The sequence below is a fragment of the Deltaproteobacteria bacterium genome (assembly GCA_016875395.1).
Taxonomy (GTDB): Bacteria; Myxococcota_A; UBA9160; order UBA9160; family UBA6930; genus VGRF01.
This window is the reverse complement of record VGRF01000027.1, coordinates 14,985-35,597: the sequence shown is the minus strand read 5'-3', so window position 1 is coordinate 35,597 and position 20,613 is coordinate 14,985. Positions and strand designations below refer to the sequence as shown.

At 70.7% G+C, this 20,613-nt stretch carries 19 protein-coding genes; 5 read left to right on the top strand and 14 right to left on the bottom strand.

Features of this window, described 5'->3' with window-relative positions:
• Positions 1–8: 8 nt before the first annotated feature.
• A complete protein-coding gene (locus tag FJ091_17650; protein MBM4385180.1) occupies positions 9–848 on the bottom strand; it encodes an SDR family oxidoreductase in 840 nt (279 codons plus the stop codon).
• 64 nt (positions 849–912) lie between these two features.
• Between FJ091_17650 and FJ091_17645 the strand changes: the two genes are divergently transcribed.
• Both FJ091_17645 and FJ091_17640 read left to right on the top strand, forming a co-directional pair.
• Complete coding sequence (locus tag FJ091_17645; protein MBM4385179.1) at positions 913–4,314, top strand: hypothetical protein; 3,402 nt, start codon at positions 913–915, stop codon at positions 4,312–4,314.
• Between the two features lie 94 nt (positions 4,315–4,408).
• Positions 4,409–5,548 (top strand): zinc-binding dehydrogenase, encoded by a 1,140-nt coding sequence (locus FJ091_17640; GenBank protein ID MBM4385178.1) that lies wholly within the window; start codon positions 4,409–4,411, stop codon positions 5,546–5,548.
• A 10-nt stretch (positions 5,549–5,558) separates the two neighbouring features.
• Here the strand turns inward: FJ091_17640 and FJ091_17635 are convergent, their stop codons facing one another.
• The 8 genes from FJ091_17635 to FJ091_17600 all read right to left on the bottom strand — a co-directional run bounded on the left by FJ091_17635 (position 5,559) and on the right by FJ091_17600 (position 12,570).
• Entirely contained in the window at positions 5,559–5,729 is a 171-nt protein-coding gene (locus FJ091_17635; protein MBM4385177.1) for a hypothetical protein, read from the bottom strand.
• Between the two features lie 53 nt (positions 5,730–5,782).
• The gene (locus tag FJ091_17630; protein ID MBM4385176.1) at positions 5,783–6,184 is read right to left on the bottom strand and encodes a thiol-disulfide oxidoreductase DCC family protein; all 402 of its coding nucleotides are present in this window, start codon (positions 6,182–6,184) and stop codon (positions 5,783–5,785) included.
• 10 nt (positions 6,185–6,194) lie between these two features.
• Positions 6,195–6,857 carry an FkbM family methyltransferase gene (locus FJ091_17625; GenBank protein ID MBM4385175.1) on the bottom strand — a complete coding sequence of 221 codons (663 nt, stop codon included), beginning with the start codon at positions 6,855–6,857 and terminating at the stop codon, positions 6,195–6,197.
• A 518-nt stretch (positions 6,858–7,375) separates the two neighbouring features.
• Positions 7,376–7,987, bottom strand: coding sequence for a hypothetical protein (locus FJ091_17620; GenBank protein ID MBM4385174.1), 612 nt, complete (start codon positions 7,985–7,987; stop codon positions 7,376–7,378).
• A 133-nt stretch (positions 7,988–8,120) separates the two neighbouring features.
• A complete protein-coding gene (locus tag FJ091_17615; GenBank protein ID MBM4385173.1) occupies positions 8,121–8,687 on the bottom strand; it encodes a hypothetical protein in 567 nt (188 codons plus the stop codon).
• A gap of 4 nt (positions 8,688–8,691) precedes the next feature.
• On the bottom strand, positions 8,692–10,806 hold the full coding sequence (locus tag FJ091_17610) for a hypothetical protein (protein MBM4385172.1): 2,115 nt from the start codon (positions 10,804–10,806) through the stop codon (positions 8,692–8,694).
• A 17-nt stretch (positions 10,807–10,823) separates the two neighbouring features.
• The gene (locus tag FJ091_17605) at positions 10,824–12,095 is read right to left on the bottom strand and encodes a hypothetical protein (protein ID MBM4385171.1); all 1,272 of its coding nucleotides are present in this window, start codon (positions 12,093–12,095) and stop codon (positions 10,824–10,826) included.
• A gap of 7 nt (positions 12,096–12,102) precedes the next feature.
• A complete protein-coding gene (locus tag FJ091_17600; protein MBM4385170.1) occupies positions 12,103–12,570 on the bottom strand; it encodes a hypothetical protein in 468 nt (155 codons plus the stop codon).
• 99 nt (positions 12,571–12,669) lie between these two features.
• Between FJ091_17600 and FJ091_17595 the strand changes: the two genes are divergently transcribed.
• Positions 12,670–13,263 (top strand): hypothetical protein, encoded by a 594-nt coding sequence (locus tag FJ091_17595; protein ID MBM4385169.1) that lies wholly within the window; start codon positions 12,670–12,672, stop codon positions 13,261–13,263.
• A gap of 72 nt (positions 13,264–13,335) precedes the next feature.
• Positions 13,336–15,786, top strand: a complete 2,451-nt coding sequence (locus FJ091_17590; GenBank protein MBM4385168.1) for a hypothetical protein — start codon at positions 13,336–13,338, stop codon at positions 15,784–15,786.
• A 91-nt stretch (positions 15,787–15,877) separates the two neighbouring features.
• Here the strand turns inward: FJ091_17590 and FJ091_17585 are convergent, their stop codons facing one another.
• The 4 genes from FJ091_17585 to FJ091_17570 form a co-directional block, all read right to left on the bottom strand.
• Positions 15,878–16,810 carry an FAD:protein FMN transferase gene (locus FJ091_17585; protein MBM4385167.1) on the bottom strand — a complete coding sequence of 311 codons (933 nt, stop codon included), beginning with the start codon at positions 16,808–16,810 and terminating at the stop codon, positions 15,878–15,880.
• A gap of 222 nt (positions 16,811–17,032) precedes the next feature.
• Positions 17,033–18,241 carry a DUF3570 domain-containing protein gene (locus tag FJ091_17580; protein MBM4385166.1) on the bottom strand — a complete coding sequence of 403 codons (1,209 nt, stop codon included), beginning with the start codon at positions 18,239–18,241 and terminating at the stop codon, positions 17,033–17,035.
• A gap of 54 nt (positions 18,242–18,295) precedes the next feature.
• A complete protein-coding gene (locus tag FJ091_17575) occupies positions 18,296–18,508 on the bottom strand; it encodes a DUF4266 domain-containing protein (GenBank protein MBM4385165.1) in 213 nt (70 codons plus the stop codon).
• Positions 18,484–18,969 carry a TlpA family protein disulfide reductase gene (locus FJ091_17570; protein MBM4385164.1) on the bottom strand — a complete coding sequence of 162 codons (486 nt, stop codon included), beginning with the start codon at positions 18,967–18,969 and terminating at the stop codon, positions 18,484–18,486. The genes FJ091_17575 and FJ091_17570 overlap by 25 nt, the downstream gene beginning before the upstream one ends.
• A gap of 76 nt (positions 18,970–19,045) precedes the next feature.
• On the opposite strand from FJ091_17570, the gene FJ091_17565 reads away from it, so the two are divergent.
• Positions 19,046–19,201, top strand: coding sequence for a hypothetical protein (locus FJ091_17565; protein MBM4385163.1), 156 nt, complete (start codon positions 19,046–19,048; stop codon positions 19,199–19,201).
• 173 nt (positions 19,202–19,374) lie between these two features.
• Here the strand turns inward: FJ091_17565 and FJ091_17560 are convergent, their stop codons facing one another.
• Positions 19,375–20,358, bottom strand: a complete 984-nt coding sequence (locus FJ091_17560) for an LLM class flavin-dependent oxidoreductase (protein MBM4385162.1) — start codon at positions 20,356–20,358, stop codon at positions 19,375–19,377.
• Positions 20,359–20,613: the final 255 nt, after the last annotated feature.

Here is a 20,613-nt window from a genome sequence, read left to right as displayed (position 1 = left end):
CGCGTCCCCTAATGGCTCACGGTCCCCGCCGCCGGTGTGAGCTGCAGCTCGTGCGTCCAGCACGAGCGGTCCTGCGAGTGCAGGTACCAGTAGGCCTCCGCGATCTTCTCCGGATTCATCACGAGCTCCGGGCGCTTCTGCGCGATCGCGAGCGCGCGCGTGCCTGGCGAGTCAATCAGGCCGTCGACGATCACGTTCGCGACGTGGACGCCGTGCTCCGAGTACTCCTCGGTCAGCACCTGCGCGAGCGCGCGCGACATCACGCGCGGGTAGTAGAGCGACTGGCCCGTTAGGCGCTTGCGCCCGCGCAACGCGGCGGGGTTGTTGGTGATGAGGAACGTGCCCGCGCCGCGCGCGCGCATCGCCGGCAGTGCCTCCTTCGCGACGAGGTAGGGGCCGCGGCTCGCGATGTGCTGCGCGGTGTCGAACAGCTCGACCGGGATGTGCTCGAGCAGCTCCTTGCCGGGCGGGAGATCGCGGCCTTCGAGATAGCCCGCGTTGTAGATCACGACGTCGGGCTCGCCCGCCTCGCGGCGGATCGCCGCGAACGCGCTCGCGACCGAGTCGGGCGAGACGAGGTCCAGCTCGAACACGCCGCACTGCGCGCCTTGCGCGCGCACCGCCTCGGCGAGCCCGTGCGCATTCGCCGCGGCGCGCGTCGTCAGCGCCACGAAGTAGCCCTCGCGCGCGAACTTCAGCGCCAGCGCGCCGCCGATGCCGAAGCGCGCGCCGAGCGGCAGCGCGCTCGCGTCGAGCGCACGCCCATGCGCGAGGCGTGTGTTGCGCCCGTCCGCCTGCCACTTCGAGGTGGCGCCCACGATCACCGCCACGCCGCGCCAGTCGCTCATCTGCTCCTCCTGAGATGGGGGACATGCTGTGCCAACCTCGCGCGTTCCACGAGGAGGAACCTGCGTGCCGCAGCTGAAGCGCGTGCTGATCGCCAACCGCGGCGAGATCGCGATTCGCATCGCGAAGGCGGCCTCGGCGCTCGGCATGGAGTCGGTCGCGGTGTATGCGGGGGCGGACGCCGCCTCGCTGCACACGCGGCTCGCGACGCGCGCCGTGGAGCTCCCGAGCGCGGGCGCGGATCCCGTGCGCGCCTATCTCGCGATCGACGCGCTCGTGCGCGTCGCGCGCGAGACCGGCTGCGACTGCGTGCACCCCGGCTACGGCTTTCTCGCCGAGAACGCGCGCTTCGCGGAGGCGTGCGCCGCCGCGGGGCTCGTCTTCGTCGGACCGCGCGCCGAGACGATCGCGCTCTTCGGCGACAAGCTGCGCGCGCGCGGGCTCGCGCAGTCGCTCGCGATTCCGGTCGTCCGCGGGAGCGCGGCGGCCCTAACAAGCGTGGCGCAGGCGGCGAAGCTCGCGGGCGAGATCGGCTTCCCCGTGATGCTGAAGGCGGCGGCGGGCGGCGGTGGGCGCGGGATGCGCGCGGTGCGCAGCGCGGGCGAGCTGGCGGAGGCGTTCGAGCGCGCGCACAGCGAGGCGCTCGCGGCGTTCGGCGACGGCGCGCTGTTCGTCGAGAAGCTCGCGCTGCGGCCGCGCCACATCGAGGTGCAGATTCTCGGCGACGGGCAGGGTGGGCTGGTGCACCTCCACGAGCGCGACTGCTCGGTGCAGCTGCGCAACCAGAAGGTGATCGAGGTGGCGCCCGCGCCGAATCTCGATGCTGCGCTGCGCGAGAAGTTGTTGCGAGACGCGCTGGCGCTCGCGCGCGCTGCGGAGTTCGCGAACGCGGGCACGGTGGAGTTTCTCGTCACGCCCGAGACGGGCGAGCATTTCTTCATCGAGTGCAATCCGCGCATTCAGGTGGAGCACACCGTCAGCGAGCTCGTCACGGGGGTCGATCTCGTCGAGGCGCAGCTCCAGATCGCGTGCGGCGCCTCGCTCGCGCAGCTCGGCCTCGCGAGCCAGGCGGCGATCGGCGCGCCGCGCGGCTTCGCTCTGCAGGCGCGCGTCGTGGCGCAGGGGGCGGGCGTGATGCGCGCCTACAAAGAACCGAGCGGCCCCCACGTGCGCGTCGACGCATGCGGCTACGCGGGCTACGCGCCGCCGCCGCAGTTCGATCCGCTGTTCGCGAAGCTGATCGCCGGCTCGGGCTCGGCGGGCACCTTTGCCGCGGCGGTCGATCGCGCGCTGCGCGCGCTCGCCGAGTTCCACGTCGACGGCATCGCGACGAACCTCGCCTCGCTGCGCGCGATCCTCTCCCACCCCACGTTCCGTGCCGGCGACGCGCGCACCTCGCTGCTGGACGAGGCGCCGGAGTTGTTACGGGCGGAGGCGCCCGCGAGCGCCGCGGTCGCGCTGCTCGCGCAAGAGGGCGCTGGCGCGCGCGCAGCAGGTGCGGCGGCCAGTGCGCCGCGCGCGCGCGCGTCGACGTTGCCGGCGCTCGACGTGGCCGAGGGGCACGCAGCGGTGGAGTGCCCGGTCGCGGGCGCCGTCGTCGAGGTTCGCGTTCGCGCGGGAGAAGCGGTCGCCGCGGGCGATGCGCTGCTCGTGGTGACCGCGATGAAGATGGAGACGCTGATCACGGCGCCGTGCGCCGGCACCGTCGCGAGCGTGCTCGCGCTGAGCGCGGGCGACGCGCTCGATCCAGGGCAGATCGTCGCCACGATCGCGCCCGCAGCCGGCGCGGTGGTGGGGAAGCGCAGCGAGGCGGGCTGGCAGGAGGTGCTCGACCAGGTCGACGCGCTGCGCACGCTCGCGAACGCGCGGCTGGCCCCCGGCTCGCGCGACCCGGGCGTCGTGCGCCAGCGCGCGCGCGGCAAGCTCACCTGCCGCGAGCGCATCGCGCTCGTGCTCGATGCGGGCAGCTTCCGCGAGGTCGGCAGCGTTGCGGGCTTCGCGAGCTACGGCGACGACGGCCAGCCCATCGAGTTCACGCCGGCGAACCAGGTCGGCGGTTACGGCAAGATCGCGGGCCGCACCGCGATCGTGTGCGCGGACGACTTCACGTCGCGCGGCGGCCACGCGGACGGCGCAATCGCGGCGAAGAGCACGCATCTCGATCGCCTGGCGATGGAGCTGCGCGCGCCGTCGCTGCGGCTGCTCGACGGCTCCTCGGGCGGCGGCAGCGTGGCCGCGATGGTCCCGCAGCAGAAGCGCGAGGGAGAGAGCGCCGCCGCGGAGAGCAGCGGCGCGATCAAGGCGGGCCGCCCGCGCGTCGCGGGTGGCGGCGGCTCGTTCCTGCCCGGGCACCTCGGCAGCGACCTCTACGCGCGGCAGCTCGCGACCGTGCCCGTGGTGAACTTGTTGCTCGGGAGCGTGGTCGGGCTCGGCGCGGCGAAGGCCGTGCTCGGGCACTTCTCGGTGATGGTGCGCGGCATCTCGCAGCTGTTCGTCGCAGGCCCGCCGGTCGTGAGCCACGCGGTGGGCTACGAGATCACGAAGGAGGAGCTCGGCGGCTGGCAGATCCACTGCGCGAACGGCGCGGTCGACAACCTCGCGGAGACCGAGGAAGACGCGATCGCGCAGGCGAAGCGCTTTCTCTCCTACCTGCCGAGCAGCGTGTACGAAGCGCCGCCCCTGACGAGCGCGAGCGATCCGGCGGAGCGCCGCGACGAAGAGCTGCTCACGCTCGTGCCGCGCAAGCGCACCACCACGTTCGACATGCGCCGCGCGATCCGGCTGCTCGCCGATCGCGACTCGTTCTTCGAGATCGGATCGCTGTGGGGCACGGACCAGATCACCGGCTTCGTGCGTTTCGGTGGGCGCGTGCTCGGCGTGATCGCGTCCGACTCGCGTCACGTGAACGGCGGCGCGCTCACCGCGCAGGGCTGCGAGAAGCTCACGCGCCACCTCGACCTGTGCGATCTCTTCCACATTCCCGTGCTGAACCTCGTCGACAACCCCGGCTTCGCGGTCGGCAAAGAGCACGAGATCGCGGCGACGATTCGCCGCGGCGGGACCTGGATGGTCGCGTTCGCACAGGTGAGCGTGCCGATCTTCACCGTGCTGATGCGCCGCAGCTTCGGCGTCGCGGGCAACAACCTCGCGACGCCGGTCTCGCGCGCCTGCGTGCGCGTCGCGTGGCCCGCGGCGGACGTGGGCGGCATCCCGCCCGAAGGCGGCATCGAGGCTGCCTACAAGCGCCAGCTCGCCGAAGCCGCGAATCCCGCCGCGCTGCGCGCCGAGATCGAGGCGCGCATCGAGAGCGTGCGCGGCCCGCTCGGCCCGCTCTCGAAGTTCCAGCTCGAAGAGATGATCGACCCGCGCGACACGCGCAGGCTCGTGTGCGAGTGGGCCGAGATCGCCCATCGCGTCGCGAGTGAGCCCGCGAGCCTCCAGCCACGTCAACTCGGATTCCGTCCGTGACACGGCCACTTAGGGTCTGGCACGAAACGGCCGGGAGCGCGAATCCGTGCCAGACCCCAAGTGGCGGTCCCCAACTCAATCCGGAGAAAACTCGATGAGCAGCGTCCCCACGACCAGCCTTCAGCTCTTCTCGAACCTCAGGAAGGACGGCACGCTCGAGCTCTCGCTCGCGGAGTCGCCGGTGCCGGCGCCGAAGGCGGACGAGGTCGTGGTGCGCGTCGAGGCGACGCCGATCAACCCCTCGGACCTCGGCATGCTGCTCGCGGGCGCAGACATGAGCGGTGCGAAGTACGCGGGCACGCCCGCGCGTCCGGTGGTCACGGCGCAGGTGGGCCACGAGATGCTGCGCGCGATGGCGGCGCGGCTGGGTCACCCGATGCCGGTGGGAAACGAGGGCGCTGGCATCGTGATCGCGGCGGGCAGCGCGCCGGAAGCGCAGGCGCTGCTCGGCAAGACCGTCGCGCTGATCGGCGGCGCGATGTACGCGCAGGTCCGCGTCGCGAAGGCGGCACTGTGCCTCGTGATGCCGCCCGGCACGAGCGCGCGCGACGGCGCCTCGTGCTTCGTGAATCCGCTCACCGCGCTCGGCATGGTCGAGACGATGCGCCTCGAGGGACACAAGGCGCTCGTGCACACCGCCGCCGCCTCGAATCTCGGGCAGATGCTCGTGAAGCTGTGCCTCGCCGACGGCGTCGCGCTCGTGAACGTCGTGCGCAAGCCCGAGCAGGAGCAGTTGTTACGGGGACTCGGCGCGAAGTACGTGTGCAACACGAGCGCGCCGAGCTTCCGCGACGACCTCACCAACGCGCTCGCCGAGACCGGCGCCACGATCGCCTTCGACGCGATCGGCGGCGGCAAGCAAGGCAGCGTGATCCTCTCCTGCATGGAGGTCGCGGCGCTGCGCACGGCGAAGGAGTTCAACCGCTACGGCTCGACCGTGCACAAGCAGCTCTACATCTACGGCGGCCTCGATCGCGGCCCGACCGAGCTCGTTCGCAGCTTCGGCATGGCCTGGAGCGTGGGCGGCTGGCTGCTGATGCCGTTCCTGCAGCGCGTCGGCCCGGCGGCCGCACAGGCGCTGCGCGAGCGCGTGGCGCGCGAAGTGAAGACCACGTTCGCGAGCCACTACACGAAGGAGGTGTCGCTCGCGGAAGCGCTCACGCGCGAAGCGATCGGCGTGTACGCGAAGCAGGCGACGGGGGAGAAGGTGCTGATCACGCCACAGAAGGCGTGAGCGGCATCGCTTACGCCGCCCTCGGCAGCTCCCACACCACGCGCACACGACCCTCGTCCACCATCTCCTCGAACACCGCTTCGGCCTCGGCCTCCGAGTCCGCGACGGAGCGCAGGGCCTCGAACAGCTGATGGAGCGTGGTCTCGAGCAGAGACTTCCCGGCGACGATCTGGATACGCATGGCGTCGTGCCTCCCCGCCCCCTTGGAGGCCGTGAGCGAGGCGAGGTAACGGCTCACAGAAAGCGCGCGCGCAGCTCCGGCGTCGGCACCCAGCACTCCTCGCGCTTGCCCCACCAGCCGTAACGGTTGCGAGCGACAACGTCGTACACGGCGTCGCGCAGCGGGCGCGGCACGAAGCGCAGCAGCGCGGCAAGTCTCCACGCGCCGCCCACACGCCCCAACACCTCGAGCGCGGCGCTGCTCTTCACCCAGTGCCGCTCGCCATCGACCAGCACCACGGTGTCCATCGCATCGGGCGGAAGCCCGTGCTTCGCGACGAGCGCGCGCCCCGCCTCCGACTGCAGCGACGCGAAGCGAATCCGCGCCTCGGGGTCGTGCGCGATCACCCACTGCACCGTGCCGTTGCAGAGGTTGCACACGCCGTCGAAGAGCAGGATCGGGCCGTCGAGACTCATCGCGCGAAACCTAACGCCGCGCGCTCACACTCGCGCGCGCAAAGAACTTCTTCCTCGTACTCGACACGCCGCGCTCCTCGCGAAACCCCTCCGCCTCGATCAGCGCGATGAGCTCGCGCACGCGCGCCTCGCCGATCACGTGCGGATGCACCTCGAGCACGAGCTTGCGCACACCCGTCCAGTCGATCGCCGGCAACAGCTCGCTCTCGCCCCCCTCGATGTCGATCACGAGACACGTCGGCCGCACGCGCCGCAGCTCCTCGTTCACCGCGAGCCGCGGCACGCGCACCGCGCGAGCCTCGCCGCTTCGCTCGCGCAGCGACGACGACACGAACTCGCGCTCCACGAACAGCTCCGCTTCCCCCGCCTCCCGCGCGAGCACGCCATGCACGAGCGCCGGCGACACGCCATTCGCCGCGAACGTCTCCCGAATCCGCGGCAACAGCGCCGGATTCGCCTCGTAACAAGTCACGCGCTCACTCCCGACGCGCAAAGCGCACAGCGTCGAAACGAAGCCAACCCCCGCGCCGACCTCCATCACCACGTCATCCGCATCCAGCCGCAACAACACACAGCGCGCTTCCCCGCGCTCGTACCGCTCCGCATAGACCTCCCGCCGATGCGCCGCCGACGCATCCGCCGGCACCTCGAGCCACACCCCATGCAGCCGCACACGCGACGGCCTCCTGACGAGCCGCCACCAAAACCGCGGATGACGCCCGACCGAATCGAGCCACCACCAAAGCCGCGCGCTGAGTCTCCGCACCATCACGCACACAACATGGCCCACGAAACGCCCAGTTCCGCGCACGCAAACCACGCCGCGAAAAGCGCGCAGCGTCGCGGGAGGCGCGCCTCAACGGCGCGCCGATCCGCGCCGCTCTCCACCCCCACACGCGCCGAGCAAACGCACGGCAAGGAGCCGCGCGGGGAGGCGGGGGTCGCGGAGCGAGTGCCCGGGCGTGGGCGCGCTCACGGCAATCGGCATCGCACCAGAACCCTCGGTCAGCGCACGGCTTCGCCCAGACGCGCCCACGCGGTCGAGCGCAGCCGAGCCCCCGCCGGACCGCGCGGCGGCGCTACGAACGGGCGCGCCGGCACCCAAGCACCCACGAAGGGCGCGCTCGAGCGAAGCGAGAGCCGCGCACCCAAGCAGCGAACGGGCGCGCGAAGCGCCGCCCGATGCAGCACCTACGCCAGCGCCGCCTCCGCCTTCCGCGCCGGCGCCTGCGCCGATCGCGACACGATGCCCGTCGCCTCGTCCAGCCCCGCGAGCATCCGCCCGTACAGCCGAATCTTCAGCGACTCCAGCACGATGAACCCGAACAGCGCGCAGATCGACTTCGAGACCGCGCCGGCGAGGCCGACCAGCTCGAGCATCGCGTCGCCGCCGTCCTTCGCGAGCACCAGCACCACGAGCCCTAACAACGTCCCGATGAACCCGATCGGCGGCAGGATGTTCGAGTACAGCGTCACCGGCTTGGCGTAGTTCGCCTCGTATTCGTTCGACACGTACTGCCGCGAGGCGTCGATCAAGAACGCCATGGGCATCTTCTCGGGATTGTCCTTCTGCGACGCCCGCAGCACGCGCAGCACCTGAATCGCGATCGGCTCGTTCACGCCGGGCGTCTCGCGCTCGAGGGCCTTCTGGATCTCGCCCGCCGAGACCTTGCGCGTCACGGCGAAGCCGCGCATGCAGGCGCGCAGCCCCCACCAGAACGGGAACCAAACGGCGATCAGCGCCATGACGGTGACGATCAGCGCCGCGATCGAGCCGGCGTTCCAGGTTGCTTCGGGGGCCATGGGGGTCACTCCTCATCTCGTGGCATCGAGGCCAGCTTTGTTTCTCCGCTCGCCGTTGGCGCGCTGCGCGCTTCGCTTGCGGTTCGATCTCCGCTCGACTTCGCCGCGCTGGGCGCGGCGAAGCGCCGCTCGCTCACTCTTCCGGCATGTCCGCGTTGAGGCGCTCGTTCGGGTCGTCGTCGCGCCAATACTCTTCCTCGACGAGCTCGAGCGCCTTGGTCAGGTTCACGCGGCGGCCGGCCGGGTAGTCGACCATCAGGTTTCCGCGCCCGCGGTAGCGGAGCTTCACGTCGTCGATCAGCGCCTCCGCACGGTGCGGGGAGTCGAGCTTCGCGAGCACCTCGATCGCATTGAAGCGAATGCTCGCGTCGAGGCCGGCGAGCTCGGGGTGGTGGCTCGTCCAGTCCTTCGCGAGCAGCTTCTCGACGTGGTCGTCCATGTAGCCGTAGAAGAACGACTTGAAGACCACGATGCCGTCGTCGTCATCGCGCCGGACCATCGAGTCGAGCGTGCGCAGGTGGCGCACGATGTCGTCGCGCGTGCGCTGCATCTCGCGGTGCTTCTCCGCGAGCGTCTCGCCGCCGAGCGGCTTGTGCACGCGCGCGAGCTCGATGTCCTCGAGCGGCACGGGCTCGTAGCTGGCGCAGCCGGCGAGGGCGCCCGCGAACGCGAGCGCGAGGAAATGTCGCGTGCTCGTCATGCGCCTACTCCTCGTACGCCGCTTCGGTCACGTCGACGTCGGCGTGCTCGTGGTACATGCGTCGCAAGAGCGCGTGGATCGGGTGATCGCGGCGCGTGCGCAGGTCGCCCGAGAGTCCGTCGGTCTCGAGCGTGGACTTGTAGAGCGGCAGCGTGCGGCGGCGCGCTTCGATCTGCGTGTCGAGCCGCTCGAGCAGCGCGCTCGTCTCCATGATCTCGCGATTCAGCTGCGCGAGCTGAGCGGCGTCGAGCTTCTCGCCCGAGCCGACCTTGCCCACGACTTCGCCATCGTCGCCCATCGACGCCGGGGGCGCGGTTTGCGAGCCGCCCGCGAGCTGCGACTGCAGGCCCATGAGCCGCGACTTCACCTCGTCGCGCTGCACCTTGAGCTTCGCGAGGCCGGCCTCCAGCTCGTCGATGCCTTTGCCCTCGGCGTAGCCGAGGTACACGAGCACGAGGCTGTCGGAGAACGCGCCGACGAGCGTCTTCAAGCGCGTGCTCTCCGGCTCGTTGCTGCCGATCCAGCGCGCGAGCGCGCGCGAGCGCACCGCGCCTTCCGCCGCGGGGCGCACGAGGCTCAGGTACTCGCTCTCGCGGCCCTGCCGCTGCAGCGCTGCGGTGATGCCCGGCCAGATCTGCCGATCGAAGGGGAAGATCTTCAACGCCGCGCGGTACTGGCGGATCGCGAGGTCGACCTCCTCGATCGTCGGGCGCTTCGCGTACACGAGGTAGGAGTCGCCGACGCCGCGCGCGGCTTCGTGCGCGGCGAAGTACGCCGAGTCCGGCACGCCTTCCTTGCCCTCGTTCGTGGCGTAGTAGAGGAACAGCTGCAGGTAGCGCGTGTAGAGGCGCGCGGCGTTGCGCGCGTGCTCGTCGGCCTTGTGCGGCAGCTCCTGGCTCTTCGCGAGGTAGTAGTCGGCGATGTTGAGCGACGACTCCTGGATCTCTTCCCAGAGCGTGCGCATCGCGAGCACGTACTCGGGCTTCTGCGTGTAGCCGAGCTCGCCCCAGCCCTCGCTGCCCGCCTCGGCCATGCGGTTGTAGACGTCGATCGCGTCTTCGATGGTGAACGTGGTGTTGATCTCGGGGTCGACGCCGAGGCGCTGCTTCGCGGCGTAGATCTCGCCGAGCAGGCGCAGCGTGCGCGTGTGCACCGCCGCCTCGCCCTGCACCGTGTCGGCGCGGTCGAGCGCGACCTGATAGCTCGCGCTCGCGACCTGCAGCGCCTTCACGGTGGCGTCGCCGAGGCCCTCGCTCGCGAGCTTGCCGCGCGCGGTGTCGTGGTGCTTCGCGGCTTCGAACAGCGCGAGCGTGAAGGTGAGCGAGCCGGCGTCGCTCTCGGCGCCGTCGAGGCGATCGAGAATGCGGCTCAGGTACTCCTTCGACGATGCGCTCGCCGGGATCACGTCGGGGTGACCGCCGACGCGGCCGTCCGCCAGCATGCGGATCACCGAGCCGAGCGGGTCGAGGCCGCTGTCGATGCCGAGCTCCTGGCTGCGTAACAAGATCAGGCGCGCGACGTTCTCGTAGAGATACGGGAGCGACGCAGCGAAGCCCGCGGCCGGCGAGTCGTGCAGCGAGAGCGCCTGCATCGTCTGATACGGCTCTTCGAGCGGCACCACGACCTTCTGCCAGAGGTCGAGCACGTAGCCGACGAAGTCGTGCTCGCGCCCGAGCTCGAGCGCCTCGTGCGCGTGGATGTAGTGATACCAGTAGTGATTCTCGCTGCGGCCGAGCTGCTCGCTGAGCTCGTCGATCGCGTCGACGCTCTTCTCGAGCTGGTCGGCATCGGCGTTCGCGAGATAGAGCAGCAGGTAGCCGATCGCCTGGCGGCGGATGCGCAGCTCGTCGTCGGGGCCCTGCTCGTCGCTGGCCGCGACCGACTCGAACTGCTCGGTGATGTACCGGTCGAGCGGCACGCCGGCTTCCTTGCCGTACTGCTCGATCCGCGCCTTCAGCGCCGCAGAGTCCGCCGACGAGTACACGTAGGCGTAATCGAGGTAGCCGTCCCACGCGTTGCCTTCTGCGCTGGCGATCTGCGCGAACGAGAGCGCGGCAAGAGCCGCGCCAACGACGGCGATGCGGACACGTCCTAACAACATGCTCAACCCCCTAAGCATTCGAGTGCGAGGCGAAGCTAGACGCAGCGGTCGACCGCGGGCCGGTTCGGCGCGCGCTCGATCCACATCAGGAATGCGTTGAGATTCTTCGTCTCCACGAAGCGGTATCGGCCGGCGGCGCTCGAACATTCAGTGCGTCCTCGCACCGCGCCGAGCACCGCCATCTTGCGCTCGTCCTCCTCGCGGTCCGTGGCGCACGCAGCCAGCGAGCCGAGGGGCACCGCAGCGAGGTTCTCGCCCTGCGCGCCGCCCGTGCTGCGCTGCGGCAGCGCGCGCTCGGTGCGGCCCACGGCCTGGGGCGTCACGTCGGCGGCGGAGGCGCTCGGCGTCCCCGCGTTGAAGCCGAGGCTCTGCGGGCGGCTCGACGCCGTGGGCGCGCTCGTGGGGCGCTTCACGGCGTTGCGCGTCGCGAGCGCGGGCGCCACCGCGCTCTCGTCGAACGCGGCGGGGGGCGCCGCGCTGGCGGCCGCGGCGAACGCGACCGGGCGATTCGAGGGCGTGTTGTTGCGTGCGACCACGTTCGTGCGCACCGCGCGTGAGGCGACCGCGGCGGGAGCGCCCGTGGGCGCGGGGTCGCCGATCGGCGCGAAGTCCGCGAGCGCGGGCAGGGCGGGGCGGTTCGCGGCCGGCGCGTTCTTCGCGACGCGCGTGGTCTGCGGCAGCGGCGCGGGCTCCTCGGACGGAACCGCGGGCACGGGCGAGAGCGGGTCGATGCTCACCACCTTCGGCGGCTGCTTCACCGGCTCGCGCGCGACGCGCACCGGAGCGGGCGTCGGCACGAACTCCCTGGGCGGCTCAGCGGGCGCGGGCATTGCAGGCATCGGCGGCGGAGGCGGCGGCTGCTTCTTCACCACCTTCACCGGCTCGGGCTCCGGCTCTGGCATGACCTGCTCGGGCTCCGGCAGCGGCACGGGCTCTTCCTGCGCGATCACCTCGGGCTCCGGCTCGGGTTCGGGCACCACCGGTTCCGGCTCGGGCTCCGGCAGCAGCTCTTCCTCCTCGAGCTTCGGCATCGCCATCACGATCTGCGTCTCGCCGCTGTCGGGCGGGCGCGCGAAGAACGGCGAGAGCACGAACGCGAGCGCGAGCGCCGCGACGAGCCCGCCGCCACCAGCTAGGGCGAGGCGCGCCGCGATGCGGCCGGCGCCCGCCTTGCGCAGCTCCTCGAGGCCGCCGGCGAGGTCGCCGCGCGCCGTTAGCGCGCGCGCGTAAGGGCTCGGCGTGAACGCGGGTGCGAGCGTGATCTTCGCGGCGCCGTGGCCGTAGGTGTGGCGGAGGCGGTGGCCCATCGCGCGCCTACTGCGCCGGGCCGCCCGCGAGCGGCGTCACCGTGACGCGACGGCGCTGCGGCCATGCCTCCTCGATTGCGCTCACCGCCGTGAGCAAGTCTTGGCTGCGCGAATCGGCATCGGGCGCGAGCACGGGGCGCGCGCCGCCGCGCTTCGCGAGCTCGCCAAGCTTCGCGCGCAGCGTGCTCTCGGAGATGCGCGCCGTCGACGCGGGATCGCTCGGATGCATCAGCTCGAACGGGCTCGCTGTGCCGTCGCCCGTCGGATGTACGCGCAGCTGCCAGGCGATGCTCGCGGACGAGGGCATGCCCTCGGCCTCGGTGTTGATCTTCGGAACCACGATCTCGCCGAGCTCGACGGCGAGCTCCTTCCCAGATTGGAACTGGGTCATCGCGATCAGCAGCAGGAACGCCAGATCGACGAAGGAGAAGAGCCACACCGGAGCGCCGTGTACGGATTGATCGCTGGCAGCCATGGCGCATAACAGCGGAAATCCGCGCGCCGACATGAGTGACGGCTCTCACAAAGGCGGCGTTCGGTCGAAGCGAAGAGCACGTGTTGCTGGAGGGCTCGAATGCGTCGTCGACTCGCCACTTTTGCGGGCGCTTTGCTAGCGGCCGCGAGCCTCGCGCCCGCCGCGCATGCAGCGGAGTTCTACGCCGGAGGCACCTTCCTGCAGTCGCTCGGCCGCGACAACTCGACCGGCGAGATCATCGCGAACCAGCGCCGCGTCGTCGGGAGCGATGGCGACTCCTCGCTCGGATACGGCGTGACGATCGGCTTCGGCTTCGAGTTCGAAGAAGTGCTCCCGCAGAAGTGGGACTCGTGGGGCACCGCGTTCCGAGTCGAGAGCGAGTTCATCTACGGACGGCAGTGGGACTTCGTCAGCGACACGCGTGACACCGCCACCGGCGCGTCCACTCCGGTTCCGCCGGTCCAGGTCGGCGAGCTCGATCTCGACCTGCGCGCGCACGAGTTCGTGCTCTCGGCGCGCTACGCGTTCCACCAGAAGCCGCTCGCGGAGATGGAGTTTCCGTGGCCCGACTCGTGGCCGCGCTGGCTCGGCGGCGACGGCGAGAAGGACGCCCCGAAGCGCGCGAAGCCGCAGAAGCCGAAGAAGAAGCGGAAGTGGCTGCCGAGCTGGCTCGGCGGACGCCGGGGGCCGTAGGTCGCGGCCGCAAGCCGGGGGGCTGGCCGCGCGTTGCGATTCTCGGACCGAGCACGCGGCTACGTTGCGGGCATGATCCGCTCGCGTGCGCTGCGCATCGGTCTCACGGCGCTGTTGTTAGGCGCGCCGCAGCTCGGGCGCGCGCAGGACGAGGAGCCCGCGCGCGTGCGCTCCATCGAGGTGGACCGCGGGCCGCGCGGCGATCACGTACTCGTACAGGTGGACGGCGCGGTGGCGCCGCGGCTCGTGGTCGAAGCACCCGGTCGCGTCGTGCTCGAGCTGCCCGGCGCCGTGCTCGGGCCGCGAGCGGCGCGTGCGCTGCCTCCCGCCGCGGGCACCGCGATTCGCGGTGTGAGCGCGAGCGAGGAATCGGGCGCAGTCACGGTTCGGATCGAGCGCGCGCCCGGCGCCGCCGCGCAGCTCTCCCGCCAAGGCCCGCTGATTTCGATCGAGTTCGCACGGCTCGCGCGAGAGGAATCGCGCGTGACGCTGCGCCTCCGGGGCGCGCCGCTCGCGCAGCTCGTGAACGAGGTACAGCGCATCACGGGCGAGACGTTCATCTACGACGACCGCCTCCAGGGCACGGCGACCGTCATCGTCACGGCGCCCGTCACGAAGAGTGAAGCGCTCGAGATTCTGCACGCGACGCTCGAGGGCAAAGGCTTCGCGGCGGTGCCTGCGGCTCAGGGCGAGTGGCTCGTGCTGCCGCTCGACGACGCGCGCAGCCGTGCGCCGCGCGCAGGTCGCACGCTCTCGCGCGACCGCGCGCGCCTCGTCACGGCGCTCGTGCACTTCCGCGACGCCACCGCGGAGCAGATCGTGAACGCGATGCAGACGTTCTCCGGCGCGACGGTCACGGCGGTCGCGCACGCGCCGACCAACGGCGTCGTCCTGATCGGGCCCGAGTCCGCAGTGCAGCGCTGGCACGCGCTCGCGCGCGCCCTCGACGAGACGTCGCGGCGCGAGCTGGCCGTGCTTCGCCCGCGCTGGCGCAGTGCCGCGGAGCTGCAGGCGCTGCTCGCGGACTCACTCGTCGACCCGTTCACCGGCCGCGCGCGCGCCGAGCTCTTTCTCGACGAGCGCACCAACGCGCTGATCGCGCGCGCGGAGCCCGAGGCGCTCGCCGCGCTGCGCGCGCGCATCGACGAGCTCGATGTCGCACCCGAAATCGATGGCGACGTCGCGGTGTTTCGCATGCGCTTCGCGGACCCCGAGAAGGTCGCGACGCTGCTCACGGGAATCGCGAGCGGCGGCTCCGCTGCGGGCGCGCCGGGCCGCGCTCCCGCGCTTCAGCTCGGCCGCGCCGCCGTCGTGGCCGACGCGCCGAGCCGATCGCTGCTCGTGAGCGGAGGCGCCGAGGCGCAGCGCGAGGTGCGGCGCTTGCTCGAGCAGCTCGACGTCTCACCGCCGACGATCTCCGTGCGCGCGCACATCTCCGAAGTGACGACGACGGGCGACCTCGCGCTCGGGGTCGACGCATTCCTCCCCTCCACCGATCCGTCGAACCCGAGGCGCACGGTCTTCGGTGTCGGCATCGGTGATCCCTTCGGCCTCGCGCCGCCTGGTGGAGTCGACCCGACGTTCTTCGGTGGATATCGGCGTCGCAGCCTGTTCACGATCCCGGTCACGACTCCGGACGGGCGGGTCGTCAACGTCAACGTGCGCGAAGCCGCGCAGATTCGCGCGCGGGCGGGCGAGGTGCGCGTGCGCTCGCTGATGCAGCCGCAGCTGCTCACGACGAGCGGCGAAGAGCACGAGCTCTCGGCGGGCTTCAACGTGCCGATTCCGACTGCGGCAAGCGACTCCGCCGGGGGAAGCACGGACGATCCGTTGACGACTCGCGTGAACATCGAGCGCCAAGACGTGGGCGTGCGCCTGCGCCTCAAGCCCGTTGCGGGCCAAGCGGGCGACGTTCTCATCGCCGTCGAGCTGGAGGTCACGGGCGTCGCGCCGAGCCTCGGGAATGCGGCCGTCGGGCCCACGCTCGTGAAGCGCACGCTGCAGGCGCACACACGCGTGGACGATGGCGGCATGGCGGTGCTCGGCATGCTGCTTCAGCGCGGCGGCTCCGAGATCGCGACGGGGCCGCCGTATCTGATGGACACGCCGGTGCTCGGGCATTTGCTCACTCAGCGGCAGTCGCAGGAGAGCGAGCGCCGCATCGTGATGGCGCTCGAAGCGCGAATCGAGCGCAGCGCCGACGAGCGCCTCGCGGACTCGATCCGCATGCGCACGGCTCACGAGCGTGCACTCGCTCGCCACGGCGCGCTGCGCGGGAAACGCGCGACGTGGGCGCTGCTCGTCGCGACGCGCACGCGCGAGGCGGACGCGCAGGCGCTCGCCGCAGAGGTCGGCGACATCGCCGGCACGCGAGCGCGCGTCGTCGCCTGGACGTGGGACGGCGCGCAGCGCTTTGATGTCGTCGTCGCGGGCTTTCCACATGCGATCGACGCGATCGACGCGTTGCCCGAGATCGAGCAGCGTGGTTGGTCGCCCGAGCTGATCGCACCGCTGCCGCAGTGACTTCGCTCGGCTGCTACCGCACTTAACTTCGCTCGGCTGCTACCGCACTTAACTTCGCTCGCCTGCGGCTCGCTGCGCGCTTCGCTTGCGCTCAGATGCGCGCGGGCGTTGCGTGCGAATGCGTCGGGGCCGAGCTCGCGCGCGGGGCGAGGCGTCCGCCCAGTTGTCCGTCGTCGCGCACCCAGAGCGAGCTCGCGCCGAGCGCGTCGAGCCAGGCGCCGCCGCGTTCGCCGCGCAGCATCGCGCTCGTCGTGAGCGTGCCGGCGACGAGGCACGCAGGCGCCGCAGTCGTTACGGACGCGAGCCCGCGCGTGGGCCAGCCGGTGCGCGGATCGAGGACGTGCCCGTAGCGCGTGCCGTTCGCGACGATGCAGCGCTCGTAGTCGCCGCTCGTCGCGAGGCCGCCGCCGCTCAGCGCGACGAACGCGAGGGCGCGCTCGGGTGCGCGCGGATCGCGCACTCCGATGCGCCACGGCACACCGCTCGGATGCGGCCCGATCACGGCGAGGTCACCGCCGAGATCGACGAGCCCGTGGCGAGCGCCGAGCTCGCGGCACTTCGCAGCCGCGAGGTCCGCCGCGTACTCCTTCACGTAGCCGCCGAAGTCGATCTCCATGCCCGCGCGCGGGAGCACGATGCGCGGCGCATGCCATACGACCTGATCCCAGCCGATCAGCGGAAGCAGCGCGTCGATCTCGCGCTGCTCGGGCACGCGCCCCGACTTGAAGTTCCACGCGCGCCGCAGGATCCCCGACGTCACGTCGAAGCGGCCCTCGCTCTCGCGCCACGCCGTCGCCGCATAGTCGAGCAGGCGCGCCGTTTCGCCATCGACCTCGACGCCGCGCGCATCGCCCGCGCTGCGATTGATGCGCGAAGCCAAGCTGTCCTCGCGATAGCGCGAGTACTTCGCCTCGAGCCGCACCACTTCCGCCTGCGCCGCCGCCGCGATCGCGTCCGCGCGCTCGTCGCCGTAGATGCGAATCTCGCACGGGCTGCCCATCGCTTTGAACGAGAAGACGCGCATCCGATCACCGGATCACGAAGCGAAGAGGAGTCGAGGAGCGAAGCGGCACCTCACGACAAAAGCAGCTGATTCCTGACGACGAAACGCGGGCTCGCTGGATACCGCAAGCCGCGAGCGCCCAAGCCGGGACGTGCGCGGTGCGTGCCGCGGCGCGCAGCGAGGCGGAGTCTTCGGAGCCGAGCGAAGCACGAGGAGAAACGCGGCGCCTCGAATACACCTGACCTAGAACCCGGTCCGCAAAGTCACGAGAAGAACGTCGAAGTCGACCAGCCCCGGGTTCTCGGTGCCCACGCCGCCGAGTCGGAAGTTGCCGCCGCTCTGATAGTGCTCGTACTGCACGCCGAGCGTCGCATTCGCAACCTTGAGCAGATCGCCGAGACGCAGATCCGCTCGCAGCTTGTACGAGATCGCGCCGTAGGGAGAGAGCCGGTAGTCGCTCGATGCGTTCTCGCTCGGCAGCAAGCCCGCGGCGAAATAGGGCGCATAGAAGTCGGCGGCGCTTTGCGTGTAGTAACGGACCGACGGCGCGACGGTGACCAGGCCGAACACGTCCTGATACCACCCGAGCTCGAGGGTGTTGCCGACGACTCCAAAGGTGTCCCACGCCAGCTGGTAGTCGGCGTGGAGCGAGCCGCGCGCGCGCTCGAAGTGGCGCCGGTAGCGCGTGAGCCACGAGAGCTGCGTGCGCGTGCCGGGGCGGTGGTCGGCGAGGTTCGTGCCGCTCGCGTGCACGAGCTTGTACGGGTCGCTGAGGAAGCCGTCGGCGTACTGCAGCGTGAGCGAAGTCTGCGCGACGGACGCGCGGTCGATCACCTGCGAGAGGCCGAGCGAGAACGTGCCGGTCTTCTTGGTGCGCTTCCTCGGGTTCGGATCGAACGAGGTCGCGGTCGGATCGATGTCATCCGTCGAGAAGCCGATGCCCCACGAGAAGGTGGTGAGCTTTTCGTTGAAGTCCTTCTCGCGGCCGAAGCTGAAGTTGATCGACGAGTAGTCGTCCTCGAACGAAGTGCCGCCGGCGAGCGTCGTGCGCGACTTCTCGCCGATGAACTTCACCGAACCGAGGATGTCGGTGCGCGTGTCCTGAATGCTCGCGCCGGTCATCACGACGACCGGATCGCCCGCGAGGTTCGGCTCGATGAACCACGGCGAGGCGCCCGTCATCTTCTCGTACATCACGTCGAGGCCGAGCGAGATGTGCGAGCCGATCGGCACGGCGAGCTTCGCTTGGTGCGTGTCGATGTCGTAGCGGTCGCGGCTGCCGGCGCTGATCTTGCTCGCCCCGATGCGGCCCTCCGAGTACATCGAGTAGCCGTAGTCGAGCTCCCAGCCGTTGTCGGTCTGGGCACCCGCGAGCCCCGGCAGCAGCGCGAGCGCGCTGCTCGTGAGCGCCGCCAGCGTGCCGAGCGCGCGCCGCTCTTCAGCGCGCCTCACCGTGCGGGCACGTCGCTTCGTCCTCTCGCGCATCGCGTTCCCCTCCGCTCGCGCTCAGTTGCAGCCGCAGCCGCCGCCACCCACGCCGCCGCCGGGCATCGCGGCCTCCTTGGCGAAGTAGGTGTGGTTCTCTTGCGTCGCGGTCACGTCGTCCACTTCCCACGCCATGTCGGGCCGCGCGAGGAGATTTCGCTCCCACGGGTCGACGTGCGTGCACGCGCTCGCGAGCATCGCGAGGATCCCTAACAACACGAGCTTGCCGTGCATGTTAAGCTCTTCTTCTTGTCGAGGAGTTTCTGGACGTGCTTGCGGATCTCGTCCATGTCTCCGTTGCGGTAGCCGCGGTGCACGAGCCGGACGACGCCCGTCTCGTCGATCAGGTACGTCGTCGGCATCGTCTCGAGGCCGAAGCGCTTCGGGAGCATCCCCGTCGGGTCGCTCGCGTTCAGGTAAGAGACCGGGCGCTTGGCGAGCGCCTTGCGCGCGTCCTCGAGCTTCTTGTCCACGTTCACGCCGAGCACGACGAAGCGGTCGGCGGGGAACTCCTTCGAGATCTTCTCGAGCTGCGGCATCGCGGCCTGGCACGGCGTGCACCACGAGGCCCAGAAGTCGACGAGGACGACCTTGCCGCGCATTGCGTGGAGCGCGACCTCGGCGTCGCCGACGACGCTGCGCGCTTCGAAGTCGGGCGCGCGATCTCCTTCCTCGAGCGCGAGCGATGCGCTCACGCGGCCCGGCCGCCAGATCGGCCACTATCGCCCGAGCGGCGACGTCGAGACGAACGCGTCGCGCATCAGCAACAACGTGCAGCTGCTCGCCGAGTCGATCGTGCTCAACTACATGGCGCTGCACGACGACGTGGGCCGCTTCGCATCGGCTCTGCCGATGCATGGGCTGGGGACCGGGGCGCAGTTGGATGCCCTGATTGGCTTCGCGCCGATTCGTCCCACGCCGCCGTAGGCGGCGTAGGACGAATCGATCTTTCCTGGTTGACTTCGCATCGGCCTCGAAGACTCGGCCGCTGCTGCGCGCTTCGCTTGCGGCCTCGGCCGACCTGCTCGAGCGTTGGCTCGACTTCGAGGTCGCTCCTGCGTGGCCTCGGCGCGTCGATGCACTCGGGCGTGCGGTGCTTGTTATTGGATTCGGGGCAGCACCTTGTCGGTGAAGAGCTGGAAGGTGCGCTCGCTGAGTGGGGCGAGCATCAGGTAGTCGAGGAACATCTCGCTCTGTAGCCGTTGCAGCTGGTCGACGACTTTGTCGGGGCTGCCGTGGACGATGACGTCGTTCAGGTAGTGCTCGGTGGGATCGAGCTCGGCGCCGTCGCTGCGGAAGGCGTTCATCGTCTTCGCCTTGACGTAGGAGCCCGTGGTCCAGGCGGCTCCGCGGCGTGCGACGGCTTCGGCTTCCGCGTCGCTGTCGGCGATCGCGACGAGGCGCGCCATCGGGAGATCGCGCCCCGCGATCGAGAAGCCGCTGGCTTCGAGCTTCTCGCGGTAGAGCTCTCGCTTGCGCGCGATCTGCCCGTGCGTCGAGTGCGGATCCATCAGGATCGAGAGCCCGCGGCTCGCGGCCCAGAGGATCGGATCCGCCGAAGTCGCGCCGATCCACGCGGGCAGCGGCTGCTGCAGCGGCTTCGGCAGCACCTCGAGGTTCGCGAACTGGTGGTACTTCCCTGAGAACGTGAGCCGCTCGCTCTTCCACGCCGCGAGCACGACCTCGACGGCCTCGCGAAAGCGCGGGCCGCTCTCTTCCGTCGCGACGCCGAAGTTCGCGAACTCCGTCGCGTCGAAGCCGCGCCCCGCGCCCCAATTCACGCGCCCACCCGAGAGCACGTCGAGCAGCGCGACTTCCTCCGCGATGCGCAGCGGGTGATAGAGCGCCGCGAGCGTGACCGCGGTGCCGATGCGCAGCCGCTGCGTGCGCGCCGCGATGTGCGTCGCCATCACGTGCACCGAGGGGCACACGCTGTACCCCGTGAAGTGGTGCTCCGCGAGCCAGATCGCGTCGTACCCGCCGCGCTCCATGACATCCACGCGCGCCAGCGCCCGCTGATACACCGCCGGCAGCGGCACCTTCCGATCCGGCCAAGAAAAGAACTGCAAAACCCCGACCTTCATGCCGCGATCATGCCCCATCTAGAGATAGGGCGAGAGCGCCCCGCGCATGCGCCTTCAAGCGCCGCGCCCCGAACTCTTGGAGCAATCTGCAGACCTCGGTGCATTGACGTACGGCCGCGATGGCAGAGCGACCTCGAAGTCGAACGCTCCTCCCAAGCGTGTCGGCCGAGGCCGCAAGCGAAGCGCGCAGCAAAGCGCGAAGTCTTCGGAGCGCTTTGCGACGCAAACAAGACAAAAGCGCACGGCTCGAAATCC